Origin of the sequence: Catenulispora sp. GP43, from assembly GCF_041260665.1 — a bacterium.
Taxonomy (GTDB): domain Bacteria; phylum Actinomycetota; class Actinomycetes; order Streptomycetales; family Catenulisporaceae; genus Catenulispora.
Map to the genome: position 1 here is coordinate 106463 of NZ_JBGCCT010000035.1, position 19982 is coordinate 126444.

Genomic DNA, 19982 nt, shown 5'->3' on the forward strand with positions numbered 1-19982 from the left:
GGTCACTTCAGGCCCAGGACCGACAGGTCGTAGCCGCCGCTGCCGGCCTGGTCGATCATCACGTTGGTGAGCCGCGCCGAGCGGAACCGCATGATGTGCCGGTCCATCAGCGGCACGACGGCCGCCAGGTCCATCACCCGGTGGTCGATCTTCACCCAGTCCTGCTGCTGGGTGGTCGGCTCGGAACTGGCCAGCGCGGCCTTCTCCAGGTCGTTGATCGTCGGGTCGTCCAGGAACGCGTAGTTCTGGCTGCCGGTGGCCGAGATGCCGTTCCGGGTGACCAGCTGGTCGAGCATGCCGTAGCCGGTCAGCCAGTCCGGGCCCCAGTTGGCCAGGCACATGCCCAGCCGGTGCGCCTTGGCGTAGGCCTGGTTGCCGCAGTACTGGCTGTACTGGCCGAACGGGAACAGCGTCACCTGCGTGTTGATGCCGACGCCGGCCAGCGAGGACTGGATCGCGGTCGCGGCGTTCTGCAGGTCCGGGGCGTTGGTCTGCGCGGCGATCTTGAAGGTCAGCGAGCCGCTGCTGTCGAACAGGTCCGGCGATTCGGCCTTGCACTTGGCCAGCAGCGTCTTGGCCTGCGCGGGGTTGTAGGTGTAGCTCGGGAACTGCACCGCGCCGGGGATGCCGTCGGTGAGCAGGTTGGTGGCGATGGTGCCGCCCCACTGGCCGCCGAGCTGGTTCAGCACGGTGTTCTTGTCCACCGCGTACTCGATGGCCTGCCGGCAGGACACGTCCTGGATCAGCTGCGTGTTGATCGAGGAGTAGGCGATCGAGTAGTCCGGGGCGTCGTCGGTCTGCGACTTCAGGACCGGGTCCTGCAGGACCTTGGCGTGGTTGGCCACGGTCAGCGCCGAGCCCAGGTCGGCGTCGGCCTGGCCGTCCAGCAGTTCCTGGTCGCGTTCGCCGGAGTCCACGCCGAGCTGCACGTCGACCGAGTCGGCCAGGGCGGTGTGCATGTGGTTGGGGTCGGACTGCTGGTTGTACGCGTCGTTGCGGACCAGCTTCAGCTCCTTGCCCGGGGAGTAGCTGGCGATCTTGTAGGCGCCGGTGGAGATCGGCCGCTTGGCGTAGGTGTCGCCGGCGTCCTTGGAGTCCACGGTGCGCTCGACCGGCGCGGTCTGCAGCAGGGTCATCACGTAGTCGAACTCACCGAAGGCCTGCGGGAGGTTGAAGGTGATCTTCTTCGGGTCCGTGGTGACGATGATGTTGTCGAAGAGCTTGTCGCCGTCCTTGTAGACGTCGAGGTTGTCGAACCGGTGGTCGCCGGGCGGGGTCAGGATGTTGTGGAAGTAGGTCGGGCCGTTGCCGACCAGCGAGGACCAGTTGGAGCGTTCGATGGCCCAGCGGACGTCGTTCGAGGTGATCGGCGTGCCGTCCTCGAAGGTGGCGTTGTCGCGCAGGGTGTAGGTCCAGGTCCGGCCGCCGTTGCTCTGCACGCCGGGGCCGGTGGCCAGGTCGCCGACGATCTGGTTGCCGCCGGGGGTGTGCTCGTAGGCCATCATCGGCCGGGCGAACATCCGGAACAGGTTCCAGGTCTGCGCGGAGTAGGTGATTCCGGGGTCCATCGAGTCGAACGACTGCGAGGAGACCAGGTTGATGGTGCCGCCGGTCTTGGCCGAGGGGTTCAGCACCTGCTTGCTCGCCAGGTCGAAGCCCGGGCCCATGGTCGAGCCCGCGTTCGCGCCGCTGCTCGAGCCGCAGGCGGTCAGGACCATGGCGAGCGCCGCGGCGGCGGCCCCCGCGCGGATCGAGAACTTAGGTATCACAGCGGTTTCCTTCTTCATGGCTAGCGCCGTGCCGCGAAGCGTCACTGTGCGGTGGGATCGGTGGCGTTCCGCAACCCGTCGCCGAACAGGTTGAACGCCAGCACGGTGATGAATACTGCCATGCCCGGCACGATCAGATACTCGGGGTCGGTGTACACGGTGGCGACGGCGTCGGTCAGCATCTGGCCCCAGGACGAGGCAGGAGGGTTCAGACCTATGCCCAATGCGGACAATCCGGCTTCGAAGACGATGTTCGCCGGGATGAGCAAAGTGGTGTAGACGAGGATCGGCGCCAACAGGTTCGGCAACAGCTCCCGTCCCACGATCCATCGGGTCGAGGCACCCATCGCCCGCGCCGCGTCGACGAACTCCCGCCCCCGCAGCGAGAGCACCTCGGCACGCACGATGCGCGCGATGTAGGGCCAGTTGAAGAAGCCCATCACGAAGATCATGATGGCGATCCGCAGCGCGTTCCCGGACAGGCCGAAGGCCTGGTCGGACAGCGCCCCGGTGAGACCGAGCGCGAACAGCATCAGCGGGAACGCCAGGAACACGTCGGCGACCCGCATGACGACCAGATCGACCCGCCCCCCGAGGTACCCGGACAGCACCCCGAGCGCCACCCCGAGCCCGACGCTCAGCAGCGTCGCCCCGCCGGCGATCAGCAGGCTCACCCGCGACCCGTACAGCAGCCGCGCCAGGATGTCCCGCCCCATCCGCTGGTCCACCCCGAGCGGATGGGCCCAGCTGATGCCGCCGAAGCCGCCGTGCGGCCCGAAGGTGGCATCGGTGAGCTCGGGATGCAGCGTGTTCGGATCCACGCTGAAGGCCCCCGCGACCACCGGCGCGAACACCGCCAGCAGCACCAGCACGACGACGGTGCAGCCACCGAGGACCGCGGCGCGGTCGGCACGCAGCTTGCGCCAGACCGTGGCGGAGGTGGAGCGCGAGCGGATGCGCGCGGTGTTCTGGGGGGCGGGGCGGGTGAAGGCTTGGAAGGGCCACAGGGTCGCGGCGAGGCTGCGCTTGGCACGGCGCCGGCCCGGCTTGCGCGAGGACCGGGAGCGGGGTGCGGGCGCGGGCGGCGGTGGTGGCGGCGGGAGCGGTGGGGGCGTCAGGGGCGCTGGTGTTTGCGGGAGCGACGGCGGTGGCTGCTGCGGCCAGGATCGCGGCGGCGGCAGCGGCGGCACCGAAGCTTGCGGGCGCGGCAGCCCTGATGATGGCGGCTGCTCGCGCAGCAGCGAGTCCGACGCTTGCGCGTGCGGCAGCGACGCCGACTGCTGCGGCCAGGATTGCGGCGGCAGCGACAGCGGTTCCGAAGCTTGCGGCTGCGGCATCGATAGCGAAGCCGGCGCCTGCAAATGCGGCGATGGCATCGAGGGCGCTTGCGGCTGCGGCGCCGAGGGTGCCGGCGCATGCGGCTTCGAAGCTTGCGGGCGCGACACCCCTGCCGATCGCGGCTGCTCTTGCGACTGCTGCGGCCAGGACTGCGGCTGCGGCTGCGGCTGCGGCTGCGGCTGCGGCGCCGAAACTCGCGGCTGCGGCGTTGAGGTTGCCGGCGCTTGCGGGTCCTTCCGCGGCGGCGGTGGCATCCCCGGGAGCGGCGATCCTTGCGGTGCGCGCGGCTCCGGAACCGGTGCGGAGAAAGCCGGGGGCTTGTCCTTTATATAAGTCTCCGGATACGCCGGGGCCGGTTGGCCCGCGGGCTGGGTGCCGGAGCGGTCATCGAAAGCCGGCGGGGGTGGTGAATAAGGTGTCTGATACGGTAGCGGGGCTCCGGTGCGGATGCGCGGTATCAGCGCCGTCTCGTGGACGTCGGGGTCGATCGGGTAGGCGAAGAACTCCGGGTAGCTCTCCAGCCCGCGCCGCTGCCCGGGGGGTTCCGGGTCGGGCCCGGGGTCGAGCGGCGAGGTCATGAGCACCGTGCTTCCGTGTGGCAGGCATATATGGTTCGCCACTTTGCCGAATCGGCGGCTTGGCGCGCCAGTTCGAACGGCGCGCCGTTGCCGACTCGTGACATGTGCCTGAGGCCGCCGGTGCCGCTGTCCCGGCCGCTACTCCCCCAGCACGAAGCGTTGGAGCACCTCGCGGGCCTTGGCGTTGGAGCGGGCCGTCTCGGCGATCGCCGCGGACAGGGTCTGGATCCAGACGTCCAGGCCGACCTGCTGGCGCGACAGGACGATGCCGCGGACCTCCTTGCACACCTCGCCGACCGGGCCGTGCTTGGCCAGGCGCAGGGTCATGCGCTGTTCGCCCAGGGTGACGTCGACCGACTCCACCCGGCCCTCGCGGCCGGCGGCCCGGTCGGCCAGGGTGCGCTTGCGCTCCAGCCGGACCGCGCCGGGCGGCAGGCTCTCGATGAGGTTGGTGGACAGCACCCGCGCGTAGACCTCCAGGTCCGCGGTGTCGGCACGCAGGGAGGCCGCGATCAGCTCGGCGGAGACGCCGTCGTCGCCGGCGGTCGGCTCCGGCAGGTTGTCAGTGCTCATAACGCTTACTCAACCACTGTTTGGGTGCGCGCGGGATGGTGGGGCCGCGGGGCCCCACCTCGCGTGCCCCGTCCGGGCCCCGTGCCTGCTCGTACGGGCCTAGTCCAGGCTCAGCACCATCGTCGGGCGCTCGATCTGGTGGTCCGGGCGCAGCGGGCGCACCGCCGTGCCCAGGGCGAAGAACTCGGTGGTGTGCGAGCCCCAGGTGTGGCTGTGGTTGCGCAGCTGCACCCCGACGATGCCCTCGGCGTGCAGCGCCTCGGCCTCGGACTGCATCCGGGCCATGGCCAGCTCGCGGGCGTCGTACAGGGCCTGGGTGAACTGCTCCAGCTCGACGTTCTTGCCGATGTTGCCCAGCGCCGCGCCGAAGCGCTGGTGCGCGATGTGGTACACGCACGAGCCCATGACCATGCCCAGCGGGGCGTAGCCGGCCCGGATCAGCGTCCAGAAGTCCTGGCCGGACAGGTCCGAGGTGAACGGCTGGTTCTTGTTGTTGCGCCAGGTGACGTTGCCGTGCTGGCCGCTGCCGTCGTCCTTGACCGCGGTGCCGATCGCGATGAACTCCGCGACGTCGTTGCCGAACTCCTTGAACTCCACCTCCAGGCGGACGCCCACGATGCCGTCCGCGCCGAGGGCGTCGGCCTCGGCCTCCATGCGGGACATGGCCAGCTCACGGGCGTGGTACATGGCCTGGCTCAGGACGTCGAGCTCCTGGCTCTTGCCCCAGCGCGCCACCTGCAGGCCGACGTGGTAGATCGAGGAGCCCAGGACCAACCCCAGGGGCCGGAAGCCGGCCTCCTTGACCAGCAGGAACTCGTTCACCGACAGGTCCGAGGTGAAGATCGCGCCGGGCGAACCGGGCTTGAGCTCGGCCAGGCGCCGCATGGCGTCCTCGGGCACGCCCTCGGCGGTGTGGGCGATCTTGTCAGCCATCTTCGTCTCTCCAGCCCTCGTTGATGCTGATGCGCGTCACAGGTATCGCACTGACGACTCACTCCGGGCGGCGGCGCGCCGCTCCGGGTCCAGCGACATGATCGCCAGCGAGCCGGTCCGGGCCGGCTGGCCGGTGGTCTTGAACGCCGCTATGGCGGTGCCGATCGCCGTCGCCTCGCAGATGTGGTCCCGCTGGCCGTCGGTGACCGGGCACTCCCGCTCCCGGATCTCCAGCTCGATGGAGGACACCACCACGCCGTCGGCGTGCACGCCCTTCACGTGCCGGGCCAGCTCGGCCCGGGAGGCGTGGCGGGTCTGGTTCACCAGGTCGGTGTAGCCGGCCACCTCCTGGTTGCCGGCCCAGCGGCGCGAGGACATCCGGGTCCACCAGTCGTCGTGCCGGGTGCCGATGGCGATGCCGAGCACCAGCGAGACCGGGACCCAGCCGTTCATCACCAGCTTGGCGAACTCCTGGCCGGTGACGTGCGAGGTGAACGGCGTGCGCGGCCGCACCGCGCTGTTCGCGGCGCGCACCGCGGTGCCGATCGCCGAGAACTCCAGGCCGCCGGCCGGGAAGCGCCCGATCGTCAGCCGGACCCCGACCACGCCGTCCCCGCCGAGCAGCGAGCACTCGGTGCTCATCCGGTCCACCGCCAGTCGGCGGGCCTCGTACAGGGACTGCGTCAGCGGCCCGTAGGCCGAGTAGCGGCCGGTGGAGGTCGAGGTGTAGCCGGCGCCGCCCATCCACGCCCCGGGGCAGTTGTAGGCGCCGGTGTAGCCCAGGTGGTAGACGCACGAGCCCAAGACCTGGCCCACCGGCTCGAAGCCGGCGGCGCGCACGGCGGCGAACTCGTTGGTGGTCAGGGCCGAGCCCCAGGTGCCGGAGCCCCGGATCTCGTCCATCCGGGCCTGGGCCGCCTGCGGGAGCTGTTCCATGGCCGTGCGGGCCTCCCTTGGCCTGGTCGGGTTCCCACGGGCCTACAGGGGGCCCGCGGGACGTGCTCGGGCGGGTCGGGTCGGGTCGGATCCGGTCAGCGTCCGGTGAACGCCGCCTTCTCCTTGGCGACGAAGGCCCGCATGCCCTCGGTCCGGTCCTCGGTGGCGAACGTCCCGGTGAACTGCAGGCGCTCGATCTCCAGACCGGTGTCCAGATCCACCTCCAGCCCGCGGTTCACGGCCTCCTTGGCCGCCTTCAAGGCCAACGAGGGACCGCCGGCGAAAGTGCCGGCCCACTCCACAGCAGTCTTGTACACATCCGCGGCCGGCACCACGCGGTCCACCAGGCCGATGGCCAGCGCCTCGGTGGCGCCGACCTGCCGCCCGGAGAAGATCAGGTCCTTGGCCCTGGCCGGACCGACCAGCCGCGGCAGCCGCTGGGTCCCGCCGGCGCCGGGGATCAGGCCCAGCAGGATCTCCGGCTGGCCGAGCTTGGCGTCCTCGGCCGCGACCCGGAAGTCGGCGGTCAGGGCCAGCTCACAGCCGCCGCCCAGGGCGTAGCCGGTGATGGCGGCGATGACCGGCTTGGGGATGGCGGCCAGCGCCTTGAAGGCGTCCTGGAGCCGCACGGAGTGCTGGGCCATGTCCGCGTAGGACATGTCCTGCATCTCCTTGATGTCGGCACCGGCCGCGAAGACCCGCTCACCGCCCCAGATCACCACCGCGCGGATCGCCGGGTCGGAGCCGACCTGCTCGGCCGCCTCGTGCAGCTCGCGCTGCACCTGCACGTTCAGCGCGTTCATCTTCGGGCGGTCCAGGCGGATGACGCCCACCGATCCGTCGGTCTCCACGCGTACGAACTCGCCCATGCGGCGCTGACCCTTTCTCGCGAGCCCGGGTTGCGGACTTCTTCTGGGGCTTCTACTGCGAGTTCTCATCAAAGCAGAAGCCCGTACCCGCCGGGAGGGCGGGCACGGACTCGGTGATCTGTATGGGTGTCGCGGCGCCCGGCTCGGCGCCTGCGGCTCAGTACTGGGGCGTGGTGCCGTTCAGACCGACGTTGAAGTGCGGGATGTCGAGCGTGTCGGACGTCAGCGTGTACTGGTCGACGTGCACGTCGGTGAAGGTGACCGGCGGCAGCGGCAGGTTCAGCTGCAGCAGGCCCATCACCAGCTGGCTCGTCGCGTCCGTCCCGGCCTCTCCGGGCGGGCCCAGCGTGACCTGGCCCAGCGGGATGCCGAGGATCGGCAGGTCCATGACGCCCTTCTGCTGCAGGACGTGCAGGGTGACGTTGGTCAGGGTGACGTTCTTGCCCTTGCCGCCGTCGGAGTAGACCTTGGTCTTGCCGTCCTCGTTGTAGGTCACCATGTCGGTCAGGTCCACGCGGTCCGCGTGGATGACCATGACCTGCACCGTCTTGCCGTCACCGGTGTTGACGTCCTGGAAGCCCTCGAACTTCTGGTTGGTCAGCGTCAGTGAGCTGGCGTCCAGGTGCCACTCGACCTCGCGCAAGGCACCCGCGGGAACCGCCGCGACGCAGGAGGTGGCGGGGAGCTGGTAGGTCTTCCCCTGGTAGGTGATGGTCCCCGGAGCGCTCGAGGAGCTGCTCGTCGTCGAGGGCGCCGTGGTCGGCGCCGAGGACGAGCTCGTGGACGTCGGCGCCGGCGCCGACGGCTTCGACTCGCTCGACGTCGGCTGCGGCGTGGTCGGCGTCGGCGTGCTCGGCTTCGAGGTCGGCGGCGTCGAGGGGCTCGACGAGCTCGACGAGGAGCCGCCCAGCCCGATCGACAGGATCGGCGACGCGGACGAGGTCGGGTCCGACGTCGGGTTCGCGGCCGGCGCGGCGGACAGCTTGTTGACCGTGGAGCTGCTCGACGAGGAGGTCGGCGCCGGGTTGAACACCCCGTTCACCGTCGTACCGAGCCAGCCCAGCGGGTCCCACCAGGGCGCCGACGAGCTCGAGCTCGGGCTCGGGCTCGGGGTGCTGGTCGGCGCGGCCGGCTTGGTCGAGGTGCTGGACGTCGGCGCCGGCGCGGTCGGGACGCCGGTCGGCGACGGCTTGGCCGGCGAGGTGGTGCCGGACGGCGCGCTCGAGGGCCGCGAGGACGGCGCCGCCGGCGGCGCGGTGGTCGAGCCGGAGGACGGCTGCGGGGCGCCCGGGGTCTTCGCCGTCGTGCCCGCCTTGGTCGAGCTCGAGCTCGACGTCGGGCCCGAGCTGGGCGCGGACGTGGGCGCGGAGCTCGGGGCCGAGCTCGGCGCGGTGCCCTTGATGCCGGGGTTGGCCTGCGCGGTCGATCCCGGCGCGCAGTTCGTGGACGCCGCGGCGGGCGCGGACGAGGAGGCGCTGGCCGCGTTCGCGACCGTCGGGACGACCGCGACGCCGGTGGCGGCCAGGAAGACCGCCGGCAGCCCGATCGCGGACACCATCCGGGCCCGCTTGGTGTGCGCGGCGTCGACCAGGCGCGCCGCCTCGGTGGCCAGCAGCGGCGTCGGGACGACCGCGCGCGGCTTGTTCACGCCGCCGCCGCGCGAGCGGAGCGGGACGTCGTCGGGCTCCGGTTCCGGGCCGGCGTCGAGGCCGAACACGCCCGGCACCGGCGCCGAGCCGTCGCGGCGGGCCCGCAGCAGGGCGCGCAGCACCGCGTCGTGCTCGGCGGACCTGCCCGCCTGCGCGTGTCCGGCGGTGTTCTCGTTTCCGTTGCTGCCAGTGGCACTCAAGACGTCAAGCCCCCTGCAGGTGTGTCCTCGGCGCGGGGCAGCCGCGGGATGACATCCCGCGGCTGCGCGGCCGGAACAGTATCGGCGGGTGTGGGGTCGCCGGTCTGCGGCAGGGCCGAGGTCATCTCGCCTCTGGTGCCCTGGTAGCCCGCGACGCCCGGGATGGGTTCGGCGGCCGAGAGCGGCTCGGCCTCGAACTGGTAGGGGGCGGCCTGGTCCCCGGCCTCGGAGCCGGCCTGGCCCAGCGGCGCGCGCGCCGAGGGCGGCATGTCGCCGGACAGCGCGTCGCGGTAGGCCTGTTCGGCTCTTGCCTGGGCGGCGATCTGCTCGTCGGTCAGCCGGGGCGTCCAGGAGAACGCCAGGCCGCCGCCGAAGACCCCGAGCAGCATCCCGAGCAGGAAGCCGCCGAAGTTCGAGACCACCATCGACAGCAGCGCGCACACCAGCGTGAAGACACCGGCGAACACCCGGTAGCCGGGCGCGAACCACATGGCGGCGGCCATCATGATCAGCGCCGGCGTGATGGCCATCGTCGACACGCCGGCGATGCCGGCCATCTTGATGTTCAGCTTGTGCTGGACCAGCAGCGGCTGCAGGAACGGGATGCTCCACAGCTCCAGGGCGGCCAGCAGAGTCCACAGCCCGGCCCAGAACGGGCGGGAGCGGCGCCACACCTTGAACCCGCGCCATCCCCTGGCCAGGACGTTCTCTTCGCCCCCGGACAATTCGGCGTTAATGGTGCTCACGACTACTCCCGACATGTGCTGAATGGGCGGGGTGGGCGCGCCCTACTCGCGCCCACCCCCAGGTGCGTCTGCGGAACCCTTCAGGTCCTCGAAAGGCTAGTAGCAGCCCTGGGCGCTGAGGTTCGCCGAGATCGACAGGCCCTTGAGCGCCATCGTGCCGGCGGTGGTGGAGTAGGCGGTCTGCTTCACGTCCGTCAGCACCGCGTGGTCCACGACCTGGCCGAAGTCGCCGGCGGCGAACGGCGTGGTGGAGCCGTCCGGGTTGCCGGTGTGCTTCTCGAAGCCCTGGATGCCGGTCTTGCTGGCGATGTCCGCGGCGCTGGCGCCGATGGTCACGCCGGTGAAGGTGGCGTCCGCGTTCACCTGGTCGGCGTCCAGGACCAGGTCGGTGGCCTGGACCGGGGTGCCGCCGCCGCCGGCGCGCAGGATGATCGACAGGTTGCCCAGCACCGGGATCGGGACGACCACCGACTGGCACATGTTGGTGATGGTGGCGCTCTTGATGCCGGCCACGGCGACCGCGTGCGGCTTGCCGTTGGCGTCGACGACCACGTCGCCGGACTGGGCGAAGGTCTGGCCGTCCAACTGGTCGGCGGAGACCTCGAACCGCTGGCCGGACACGGCGAAGGAGCTCGCCAGCACACCGTTGGCCATCGCGACGGTCATCGCGCCGGCGATGCCGACGGTGGGGACCATCACCAGGGCGAAGCGCTTCCACTTGGTGCCGCCCAGCACCTGGGAGCCCAATGCGTCCTTCATGCGTTACTCCTCCACGAGCGGATGGGACGGGTCCAGCACGCGCCGGACCGCGGCATGCGGGCCGATGTGACCCGTGAGGGCCTTCGGCAACGGCAGCGACGAGAAGCTCTGCCGACCCGGTGGGGACCTGTCCGCCGCGCGATCGTTTCGGGGATCGTCGGATTAACAGACCGAGCGGATGTGATCGTGGTCTACTCGCGCCCGCCGCACAAGGGGTTCGTTACCGACCGGTAACACGATCGGGGGACAGTCTTTGCCCGCCGAGGGGGCTTCGGGGCCTCATAAACGAGAACTGACGGCTCATTAGACACACTGTGTAGTTGCGGAACCCGGACAAACCGGGGTGATATCCCGGCTGTGACCCCGCTCTCATCCGAAGTCTGACGAGCCGTCAAGCCGGTGTGACACTTGGCAAAGAAAAAGTAAAATGATGGCCCCCACGCCGGTCTTGATCAGGCGCGGGGGCGTTTTTGCAGGTCATGGAGAACCCTGCGGTCCCGGCCCCCGAAGGGCCCGCGGACCGGGCTCCCAAGGCGTCAGAACAAGACCCTGGTCAGCTTCTGGCGGCCGGTCGCGGTGCGCGGGTCCTCCGGGCCCAGCAGCTCGAAGAAGTCGAGCAACTTCACCCGTGCGGCGTCCCGGTCGGCGCCGGCGCTGCGGGCCACGAAACCCACCAGCCGGTCGATCGCCTCGTCCACCCGGCCGGTGGACAGGTCCAGCTCGGCGGCGGCGATCTGGGCCTCGGCGTCGTCGGGCTTGGCCGCGGCGTCGGCCCGGACCTGGTCGACGTCCAGGTCCCGGGTGTTCAGCATCAGCTCGACCTGGGCCAGCGCCAGCTTGGCCTCGGTGTCGCCGGGGTTGGTCTTGAGCACGTCGCGGAAGGCCTGCGCGGCGCCGTCGAGGTCGTTCTCCTCCAGCGCCGAGTAGGCGGCGGCCAGCGCCGGGTCCATCGGCGGCTCGGGCAGCTCCTCCGGGGCCTGGCCGTCGGCGGTGCCGGTGACGCCGTTCTCGGCGGCCAGCCGCAGCAGTTCGTCCAGGTACCGGCGGACCTGCGCCTCCGGGACAGCGCCCGGGAACAGCGGGACCAGCCGGCCGCCGACCACCGCCATCACCATCGGGATGGACTGGATGCCGAACTCCTGCGCCAGCAGCGGGTTGGCGTCCACGTCCAGCTTGGCCAGCACGAAGCGGCCGGCGTACTCGGCGGCCAGCCGCTCCAGCACCGGGGAGAGCTGCTTGCACGGGCCGCACCACTCGGCCCAGAAGTCGATGACGACCGGGACGGTCATCGAGCGTTCGATGACGTCGGCGTCGAAGGTGGCGTCGGAGGTGTCGAAGACCAGGGGCGAGGCGAGGGCACCGGTACCGTCGGCAGCCGCGCCGGAGCCGTCGGCCGGGGCCGCCTGCGCCGGCGCGGCCGGCGCGGCCTGCGGCTTGGCGGCGAGGGCCCCGAGGTCCACCACGCCGCGCAGGGCTGAGGCGGGCAGGCCGGAGCCTCCGCCGGCGGCCATCCCGGGGATCTGAGGTCGCTGTCTCATGGCGCCATCCTCCCCTTTCCGGCTAACCTCACGCCAACTCCCCTCCGGGTCCCCACCTGAAGGGGAGGCTGGCGCTCTTGCGTGTCCCGCTCGTGGAAGCAAGACTGATCATTAAGAATACGCGACGAAGCGTATCGCAAAAGACCGGGCCGCGTGAAGATCGGGTTAACAACCCGGCAGCCGGGCCCGGCGAGTACGCGCAGCCGTAGCGGGCATCCGACGACGAGCGACTTCTGAAGGAGGCGGCAGCCATGGCGTCCGGGCTCGAGGACACCCCGCGCAGCTCGTCGGTGCAGGCCGCCGCCCGCACCCGCGGCCGCCCCCGCAACGCCGACGCCGACACCGCCATCCTGGCCGCGACCCGCGCCCTGCTCGCCGAGCGCGGCTGGCCGGACCTCACCATCGCCGAGGTGGCGTCCCGGGCGGGGGTGGCGAAGACCACGCTCTACCGCCGCTGGCCGGGCAAGGCCGACCTCGTGGTGGACGCCATGGCGGAGCTGTTCTCGCACCTGGAGGTCCTCGACCGCGGTTCGATGCTGCAGGACGCCCTGGCCACCGTCGGCCAGTACGTGGAACTGCTGCAGCTGCCCGAGACGCAGGCGGCGCTGCTCGCGCTGTCCGCCGAGGCCGACCGCGACGACACGCTGCGCGCGAAGGTCATCGACAAGGTCATCGATCCGCAGCGGCACCTGGTGTACGAGGCCTGGGAGCGCGCGTGCCGGCGCGGCGAGGTCGAGGGCGAGACCGACATCGACCTGATCTTCGACATGATCTGCGGCACCCTGGTACACCGGATCCTGATCAAGGGGCAGCCGGTCGACGAGGACTACCTGACGCGGTTCGTGTCGGTGGTGCTCGCGGGGCTGGCGCAGCTGCGGCTCAGCGGCGGGATCTAGAGCTCCGGCCCCAGCAGGCCTCGGGCGCGCGGGTCAGCCCTCTGACGGCGGCCCATCCAGGATCCTGCTGTCGCTCCGGGCGATCTGCTCGACGGCCCAGTCCGACCACTCGCGGCTCATGGCCGCCATCCGCTTGGCGAACTCGAGTACCAGCCGGCCGTAGACGTGCAGGTCCTCGTCCTCCCACTCGATGGACGACTCCAGCTCCGTCATCGCCGCGACGTCCTTGTCGGCCATCTCCCCCAGCCAGGCCAGGAACCCGGTGGCCTGCTCACGGGAGACCGCGCCCAGCAGGAACACCTTCAGCAGGCCCTCGCTGCGCGGGTGCACGTCGGTCTCGACCTCGAGCAGCCAGTGCTGGAGTTCGGCGTGGCCGGCCTCGGTCAGCGCGTACTCCTTGCGGCCCCGGGGCCCCTCCGCGGAGGCGGTCAGCAGACCGGCGGCCGCGAGCTTGTTGAGCTCGGAATAGACCTGGCTCTGGGTGGCCGGCCAGATGTTGTGTAGCGAGGCGTTGAAGACCTGCATCAGGTCGTAGCCGCTGGCCGGCTGCTCACGCAGCAGGCCCAGCAGCGCGTGTCGCAGGCTCATGCGATCCGCCTCGCTTCCGGTGCGACGGACGTCCCGTCGATCGATCATCCCCACGCCAGGTCTATCACGACCCCTCACGATTGACAGGTCGAGACAGGACCTTCTAACTTCGACCTGTCACAAGTGGAATGTCGTCAGTGGACTGTCAGTACCGAACCCTCCGTCGCGCTCAAAAGGAGCCCCCGTGGCGTACCTCATCGCCTTCGCACCCTGGATCGCCTTCGCGGTCGTCCCCGGCAGCGCATGGTCCTGGGCCGCGCTGATCGCGCTCGCCGTCTCGGTGGCCGGCGTGCTCCGGCAGGCCCGCGCCGGCCTGCCCCTGGACGCCCAGGTCATCGCAATCGGCTCGGCGGTCTACTTCGCCGCGCTGACCGTGCTGGCGTTCGCCGATCCGCGCACCGCCCTGCACGCGTACACCCCCGCGCTGGCCTCGGGAGCCCTCGGGCTGATCGGGATCGGGTCGCTGGCCCTGCGCGAGCCGTTCACGCTGGGCATCGCCAAGCAGGAGATGCCGCGCGAAGCCTGGGACCACCCGGAGTTCCTGCGGGTGAACGTGGTCATCACGGCGGTGTGGACCGCGAGCTTCGCGGTCGGCGCCGTCGCCCTGGCCTTCCTGGCGCACTCGCCGGCGGCGCCGCGCGTCACGGTCCAGGTCGCCGCGTTCGCCGTGCCGATGGTCTTCACCGGTCGCTACGTCGCCGCGGCCCGCGCTCGGGCGGCTGCGGCATAGAGCACAGAAAAAGATCGGCCGGGCCTGTGCGGGCCCGGCCGATCAGAACACTCTGATACCTCGATACCTCAGATCCGCGCGGGCTCGCGGTAGACGCCCCACTCCTCGCGCAGCGCGTCGCAGATCTCGCCGAGCGTCGCCTCGGCGCGCACCGCGTCCAGCATCGCCGGCACCATGTTCGCACCCGTTCGCGCCGCGTCGAGCATCGTGGCCAGGGCGGCCTGGACCGCCGCGTCGTCGCGCTCCGCCTTGCGGGCGCCCAGGACGCGCACCTGCTCGCGCTCGACCTCGTGCGAGACGCGCAGGATCTCCAGCGGCTCGTCGATCGCGTCGGTGTAGGCGTTCACGCCGACGATGCGCTTGTCGCCCTTCTCGACGGAGCGCTGGTAGGCGAAGGAGGCCTCGGCGATCTCCGAGGTGAACCAGCCGTCCTCGATGCCGCGCAGCAGGCCGGCGGTGATCGGGCCGACCGGGTGCTGGGCGCCGTTGGGGTCCAGGTCCTTGATGCGCTGGAAGATCGCCTCGGCCTCGGCCTCGATACGGTCGGTCAGGGCCTCGACGTACCAGCTGCCGCCCAGCGGGTCAGCGACGTTCGCCACGCCGGTCTCCTCCATCAGCACCTGCTGGGTGCGCAGGGCGATCTCGGCAGCCTTGGAGGAGGGCAGGGCCAGCACCTCGTCCAGGGCGTTGGTGTGCAGCGAGTTGGTGCCGCCCAGGACGCCGGCCAGGGCCTCGATCGCAGTGCGGACCACGTTGTTGTACGGCTGCTGCGCGGTCAGCGACACGCCGGCGGTCTGGGTGTGGAAGCGCAGCCACTGCGCCTTCTCGGTCTTGGCGCCGTAGACGTCGCGCATCCAGCGGGCCCAGATCCGGCGGGCCGCGCGGAACTTCGCGATCTCCTCGAAGAACTCCACGTGCGCGTCGAAGAAGAACGACAGACCCGGGGCGAACACGTCCACGTCCAGGCCGCGCGACAGACCCAGTTCCACATAGCCGAAGCCGTCGGCCAGCGTGAACGCCAGCTCCTGCGCGGCCGTGGCCCCGGCCTCGCGGATGTGGTAGCCGGACACCGACAGCGGCTTGTACGCCGGGACGTTCTCGGCGGTGAACTCCATCAGGTCGCCGATCAGGCGCAGGTGCGGCTCGGGGTCGAACAGCCACTCCTTCTGCGCGATGTACTCCTTGAAGATGTCGGTCTGCAGCGTGCCGTTGAGCAGGCCGATGTCCACACCCTGACGCTCGGCGGCGACCAGGTACATGCAGAACACCGGGACGGCCGGGCCGCTGATCGTCATCGAGGTGGTGACCTCGCCCAGCGGGATGTCGTGGAAGAGCACCTCCATGTCGGCGGCGGAGTCGATGGCGACGCCGCAGTGCCCGACCTCGCCCAGGGCGCGCGGGGAGTCGGAGTCGTGGCCCATCAGGGTCGGCATGTCGAAGGCCACGGACAGCCCGCCGCCGCCGGCAGCCAAAATCATCCGGTAGCGCTCGTTGGTCTGCTCGGCGTTGCCGAAGCCGGCGAACTGCCGGATGGTCCACGGCTTGCCGCGGTAGCCGGTCGGGTGGATCCCGCGCGTGTAGGGGAATTCCCCCGGCCATCCGATCCGGTCGAAACCGGGGACCTCGGAACCCTCCGGCGGGCCGTACACCGGCTCGACGTCGGTGCCGGAGATCGTGGTGAAATCGGCGTCCCGCTTGCGCGCGGCGTCGTAGCGCGCCCGCCAGCGGTCGCGGCCTGCGGAGATCTGCTCGGAGTCCATGGTCCGAAATTTTACTAGGACGTCCTACTAAATGCGAGGCGGCCACCCTGACCAGGCGATGAACAGTTCGGATGCGGCTGTCGGCCCGGTCGCTGGGCCTCGAACGCTAGGCCTCGAAGTCGCCCGCGGCGATCCGCAGGTCCCGCAGCACGGCGAACAGCTCCCGGTGCTGCTCGGAGCTCAGCGCGCTCATCCCGAACTCGGCGGCCATCAGGTCGGCGGTCGCCGCCTCGACGACCTGCCGCCCCTTGGCGGTGATCTCGGCCAGCGTGCCGCGGCCGTCGTCGGGGTTGGGGCGCCGGGCCACCAGGCCGGACTTCTCCAGCCGGTCGATGATGTTCGTGACCGACGTCGGGTGCACCTGCAGCCGCTCGCCGACCTTGGACAGCGGCAGCGACCCGGCCCGGCTGAAGGTCAGCAGCACCAGCGCCTCGTAGCGCGCGAAGGTGAGCTCGTAGGGCTTGACGATCGCGTCGACCCGGGCCAGCAGCAGCTGCTGCGCGCGCATGACCGAGGTGATGGCGAGCATCGAGGTCGACTCGCCCCAGCGGTCCGTCCACGACTCGAAGGCGCGCTCGATCGGATCGAACGAGAGATTGCGGTCCTTGGGCACGCGGTCACGTTAGTCGCTCCGCGCCGGCCTGAGACCGGGGCGCCCGGGTGGCGGACGGGAAGCTGTGCGCGTTGAGTGGACGAACGGCCGAGGAATCGCGTTGACTGGCAAACGTGACAGAGGTCAAGAGCGAACCGGGTACGCCAGAGGCCGAGAAGGCCGCCGCCGCATCATTCCCCTGGCCGATCCACGAAGCAGTGCTCGACAACGGACTGCGTGTCGTGGTCAGCCCCGACCCCACCACGCCGATCGCCGCCGTGAACCTCTGGTACGACGTGGGCTCGCGCCACGAGCGGGCCGGGAAGCACGGATTCGCGCACCTGTTCGAACACTTGATGTTCGAGGGATCGGCGAACGTGGCCAAGGGCGAGCACTTCGAGTGGGTGACGGCGGCCGGCGGCGCCGCGATCAACGCCACCACCAGCCCCGACCGCACCAACTACTACGAGGTCATGCCCTCCTCCCAGCTGGAGCTCGCGCTGTGGCTGGAGGCCGACCGCATGGGCTCGCTGGCCCTGGGCCAGGAGACCCTGGACAACCAGCGCGAGGTCGTGAAGAACGAGCGGCGCGAGCGCTACGACAACCCGCCCTACGGCCGCTGGGTCGAATACGCCCTCGAACTCACCTTCCCCGAGGGCCACCCGTACCACCACACCACCATCGGCTCGATGGACGAGCTGCAGGCCGCGGCCCTGGAGGACTTCCAGGACTTCAACGCGGTCTACTACTCGCCGAACAACGCGGTGCTCACCGTCACCGGCGACGTGGACGCCGAGGAGGTGGTGCGGCTGGCGGACAAGTACTTCGGCGGCATCCAGCGGCACGGCGACATCCCGGCGGCCCCGGACGGCACGCTGGGCTCGCTGAAGGTCGGCCAGACCACGCGCCGCGTGGTGCCGGACGACTCGGTGCCGCGCCCGATGACCTTCTTCATGTTCCGCTCCCCCGACGCCCGCCACGAGGACTTCACCGCGGTCGAGGTGCTGGCCGCGGTGCTCGGCCGGGGCCGCGGCGCCCGGCTGTACCGCAAGCTGGTCACCGAGAAGAACCTGGCGCAGCGCGAGGAGTCCTACTCCTCGGTGTGGAGCCTGGCTTACGGCGCCTCGGTGTTCTTCAGCTACTTCAGCCCGCGCGACGGTGTGGAGGCCGCCGACGTGGAGCGCGAGTTCACCGCCGTGCTCGACGGGCTGGCCGACGGCTCGGCCCCGGTCTCCGAGGCCGAACTCGGCCGGGCCAAGGCCCTGCTGACCAGTGACTGGCTGCGCGGGGTCAGCGAGCTCGGCGGGCGCGCCGACCTGCTAGGCCGGTACGCCACCGTGGACGGCGACCCGAAGATCGTGCGCGAGTACCTCGGGCGTCTGGAGGCGGTCACCGCCGAGGACGTGCAGCGGGTCGCCGCCCAGATCCTTCCCGACGACAACCGCGTCGTCATCGAGTACGTGACGAGCGCGACGTCCGGCGACGCCGAGGGCGACGCGGACGACGCGGGCGACGCCGAGGAGGCCGACGCATGAGCAGCAGCAACACTCTGATCGCCGACAAGCCGGCCGGCGGCCCGCCCCGGCCGTACGAGTTCCCGGCCGTCGTCCGCACCGAGCTGCCCGGCGGCCAGATCGTCGCCGCGCACCTGCCCGGTCAGCGCATGGCGTACGCCGGCGTGCTGCTGGAAGCCGGGTTCGTCCGGGAGCCCGCGGGCAAGGAGGGCGTCGGCAAGATCACGGCGGACCTGCTGCGCGAGGGTACCGAGCTCAAGACCGGCGACGAGTTCGCGCTGGCCCTGGAGTCGCTGGGCGCGTCCTGGTCCGGCTCGGTCGACACCGACGTGTTCCGGGTCGGCGTGCAGGCTCCGGTGGACCGGATCGGCGCCGCGGTGGCCCTGCTCGCCGAGGCGCTGCGCCGCCCGCGCCTGGCCGAGAGCGACTTCGACCGGGTGCGCAGCGACCGCGTCGCCAAGCTGACCACGGCCTGGGCGATGCCCGGGACGCGCGCCAACGAGGCCCTGAACCGCAGGCTGTACCTGCCGGAGAGCCGTTACAGCAAGCAGGACACCGGGACCGTCGCCTCGGTCAGCGCCCTGACGCTGGATGACGTGCGCGCGTTCCACGACGCGCACCTGGCGCTCGGCGGCACGCTGCTGCTGGCCGGCGACCTGTCCGGGGTGGACGCCGCCGCGCTCGGCGAGGTCCTGCTGGGCCAGGCGGGCCCCGCGATCACGCCGCCGGCCCCGACCGGCGCCCGCGACCTGCTGGACCGCGAGATCGTGGTGGTGGACCGGCCCGGCGCCGTGCAGTCGGTCCTGGCGATCGCGCACCACGCGCCGCGCCGGGACACCCCGGACTACACCGCGATCGAGGCCATGGCCACGATCCTGGGCGGCACCTTCAACTCGCGGCTGAACCACCAGCTGCGCGAGGTGAAGGGCTACACCTACGGCGCGCGCGGCGGCTTCGACCTGAACCGCGAGAACGGCGTGTTCTCGGCGACGGCCTCGGTGCACACCGAGGTGACCGCCGAGGCCGCGGTGGACGCGCTGGCCGAGATCGAGCGCATCAAGAGCGGCGGCGTCACCGACGACGAGCTCGCCTCGACCAAGGCCTACCGGACCGGCTCGCTGCCGATCGCGCTGCAGACGCCGGGCTCGGTCGGCGGCGCGCTGGCGCAGATCGTGGAGTTCGGCCTGCCGGACGACTACTACACAAGGAAGTACAGCGAGTACACCCAACTGACAAAGGACGAGGTCGACGCGGCCGCGGCAAAACGGTTGTTCCCGGAGCACGCGGTTGTCGTGATCGAGGGCGACGCCGAAAAGATCCTCCCGGGGCTCACCGAAGCCGGAATCGGCAATGTCCGCCTCGACGACGAAGGTCAGGCCTGACCTTCACAGGTTTCTCGCAAACCTCTGAATAAGCTCTGAATCGACAAGGCCCGCCGGTCTCCAGACCGGCGGGCTTCGGCGTGTTCGGGAATCTTGACCTGCGGTTGAGGGATCGGGCGGGCATCTGCCAGATCCCTTACACACCCCTTGCGGGACACCCTGCGCAAACCTCTTGTCGTGTCACTTCCCGGGGTTTACAGAATATTTACCGGCGATGTGCGTTGACGGCGCCCTCAAAGACCCATAACTTTCCCGGTCGGTACGTGTCCTGATACCCCACCTCCCTAGCTGAACCGTGAACCGGTTCGGAGAGGAAATCACGTGCATCGGGTCCCACTCAGAGCGGCGGCAGGCCTTGCCGCAGCGGCGATCACGCTGTTCGCCACCGCCGCGAACGGAGCGGCGATGACATCGCCCTCCGGCACCACCTCGTCGAGCACCACCACGCAGAACCCGTATGACCCCTCGTACGGCCACCCGTACCGGCACGGCGCCATCCCCACGATCCAGCAGAACCAGAAGGCGAAGGCCTGGGCCGCGACCCACGCTTCGCCGCAGGCGACGACCGGTCCGGAGACGCTGTCCTACGGCGGCGGCATCGACGGCATCGGCGTTCAGGACGGCGGCAAGTC

18 protein-coding genes and 1 pseudogene are annotated in these 19982 nt (G+C 70.7%); 6 read left to right on the top strand and 13 right to left on the bottom strand.

What is annotated here, in order from left to right:
- Positions 1-2: 2 nt before the first annotated feature.
- The 7 genes from ABH926_RS44775 to ABH926_RS44805 all read right to left on the bottom strand — a co-directional run bounded on the left by ABH926_RS44775 (position 3) and on the right by ABH926_RS44805 (position 7639).
- Positions 3-1787, bottom strand: coding sequence for an ABC transporter substrate-binding protein (locus ABH926_RS44775; RefSeq protein WP_370373014.1), 1785 nt, complete (start codon positions 1785-1787; stop codon positions 3-5).
- Positions 1788-1810: 23 nt separating this feature from the next.
- Complete coding sequence (locus ABH926_RS44780) at positions 1811-3106, bottom strand: ABC transporter permease (RefSeq protein WP_370373016.1); 1296 nt, start codon at positions 3104-3106, stop codon at positions 1811-1813.
- A 717-nt stretch (positions 3107-3823) separates the two neighbouring features.
- Positions 3824-4258 carry a hypothetical protein gene (locus ABH926_RS44785; protein WP_370373018.1) on the bottom strand — a complete coding sequence of 145 codons (435 nt, stop codon included), beginning with the start codon at positions 4256-4258 and terminating at the stop codon, positions 3824-3826.
- A gap of 99 nt (positions 4259-4357) precedes the next feature.
- Positions 4358-5191 carry a heavy metal-binding domain-containing protein gene (locus tag ABH926_RS44790; RefSeq protein ID WP_370373019.1) on the bottom strand — a complete coding sequence of 278 codons (834 nt, stop codon included), beginning with the start codon at positions 5189-5191 and terminating at the stop codon, positions 4358-4360.
- Between the two features lie 36 nt (positions 5192-5227).
- Positions 5228-6127, bottom strand: coding sequence for a heavy metal-binding domain-containing protein (locus tag ABH926_RS44795; RefSeq protein ID WP_370373021.1), 900 nt, complete (start codon positions 6125-6127; stop codon positions 5228-5230).
- Between the two features lie 95 nt (positions 6128-6222).
- Positions 6223-6996 carry an enoyl-CoA hydratase/isomerase family protein gene (locus ABH926_RS44800; RefSeq protein WP_370373023.1) on the bottom strand — a complete coding sequence of 258 codons (774 nt, stop codon included), beginning with the start codon at positions 6994-6996 and terminating at the stop codon, positions 6223-6225.
- Positions 6997-7153: 157 nt separating this feature from the next.
- A complete protein-coding gene (locus tag ABH926_RS44805) occupies positions 7154-7639 on the bottom strand; it encodes a hypothetical protein (RefSeq protein ID WP_370373025.1) in 486 nt (161 codons plus the stop codon).
- A 67-nt stretch (positions 7640-7706) separates the two neighbouring features.
- Here ABH926_RS44805 and ABH926_RS44810 point away from each other — a divergent pair, with 67 nt between their 5' ends.
- Positions 7707-8897 (top strand): hypothetical protein, encoded by a 1191-nt coding sequence (locus ABH926_RS44810; protein WP_370373027.1) that lies wholly within the window; start codon positions 7707-7709, stop codon positions 8895-8897.
- Here ABH926_RS44810 and ABH926_RS44815 read toward each other — a convergent pair.
- The 3 genes from ABH926_RS44815 to ABH926_RS44825 all read right to left on the bottom strand — a co-directional run bounded on the left by ABH926_RS44815 (position 8842) and on the right by ABH926_RS44825 (position 11888).
- Complete coding sequence (locus ABH926_RS44815) at positions 8842-9591, bottom strand: DUF6114 domain-containing protein (protein ID WP_370373028.1); 750 nt, start codon at positions 9589-9591, stop codon at positions 8842-8844. The genes ABH926_RS44810 and ABH926_RS44815 overlap by 56 nt on opposite strands.
- A gap of 96 nt (positions 9592-9687) precedes the next feature.
- A complete protein-coding gene (locus ABH926_RS44820) occupies positions 9688-10350 on the bottom strand; it encodes a DUF6230 family protein (RefSeq protein WP_370373029.1) in 663 nt (220 codons plus the stop codon).
- A gap of 536 nt (positions 10351-10886) precedes the next feature.
- Positions 10887-11888: a tetratricopeptide repeat protein gene (locus ABH926_RS44825; protein WP_370373031.1), complete on the bottom strand. Its 1002-nt coding sequence runs from the start codon at positions 11886-11888 to the stop codon at positions 10887-10889.
- 251 nt (positions 11889-12139) lie between these two features.
- Between ABH926_RS44825 and ABH926_RS44830 the strand changes: the two genes are divergently transcribed.
- Positions 12140-12784 carry a TetR/AcrR family transcriptional regulator gene (locus ABH926_RS44830; RefSeq protein ID WP_370373033.1) on the top strand — a complete coding sequence of 215 codons (645 nt, stop codon included), beginning with the start codon at positions 12140-12142 and terminating at the stop codon, positions 12782-12784.
- 33 nt (positions 12785-12817) lie between these two features.
- Here the strand turns inward: ABH926_RS44830 and ABH926_RS44835 are convergent, their stop codons facing one another.
- A complete protein-coding gene (locus ABH926_RS44835) occupies positions 12818-13372 on the bottom strand; it encodes a PadR family transcriptional regulator (protein WP_370373035.1) in 555 nt (184 codons plus the stop codon).
- Positions 13373-13556: 184 nt separating this feature from the next.
- Here ABH926_RS44835 and ABH926_RS44840 point away from each other — a divergent pair, with 184 nt between their 5' ends.
- On the top strand, positions 13557-14102 hold the full coding sequence (locus tag ABH926_RS44840) for a hypothetical protein (protein WP_370373037.1): 546 nt from the start codon (positions 13557-13559) through the stop codon (positions 14100-14102).
- A 68-nt stretch (positions 14103-14170) separates the two neighbouring features.
- Here ABH926_RS44840 and ABH926_RS44845 read toward each other — a convergent pair whose 3' ends face one another.
- Together ABH926_RS44845 and ABH926_RS44850 are read right to left on the bottom strand one after the other, a co-directional pair.
- On the bottom strand, positions 14171-15862 hold the full coding sequence (locus tag ABH926_RS44845) for a methylmalonyl-CoA mutase (RefSeq protein ID WP_370373039.1): 1692 nt from the start codon (positions 15860-15862) through the stop codon (positions 14171-14173).
- Positions 15863-15968: 106 nt separating this feature from the next.
- Positions 15969-16475 (bottom strand): MarR family winged helix-turn-helix transcriptional regulator, encoded by a 507-nt coding sequence (locus tag ABH926_RS44850; protein ID WP_370373041.1) that lies wholly within the window; start codon positions 16473-16475, stop codon positions 15969-15971.
- 113 nt (positions 16476-16588) lie between these two features.
- On the opposite strand from ABH926_RS44850, the gene ABH926_RS44855 reads away from it, so the two are divergent.
- The 3 genes and pseudogenes from ABH926_RS44855 to ABH926_RS44865 form a co-directional block, all read left to right on the top strand.
- A complete protein-coding gene (locus ABH926_RS44855) occupies positions 16589-17989 on the top strand; it encodes a M16 family metallopeptidase (protein ID WP_370373043.1) in 1401 nt (466 codons plus the stop codon).
- On the top strand, positions 17986-19350 hold the full coding sequence (locus tag ABH926_RS44860) for a M16 family metallopeptidase (protein WP_370373045.1): 1365 nt from the start codon (positions 17986-17988) through the stop codon (positions 19348-19350). Before ABH926_RS44855 ends, ABH926_RS44860 begins: the two co-directional genes overlap by 4 nt.
- Positions 19351-19755: 405 nt before the next feature.
- Positions 19756-19982, top strand: a pseudogene (locus tag ABH926_RS44865) (hypothetical protein); the annotation flags it as partial.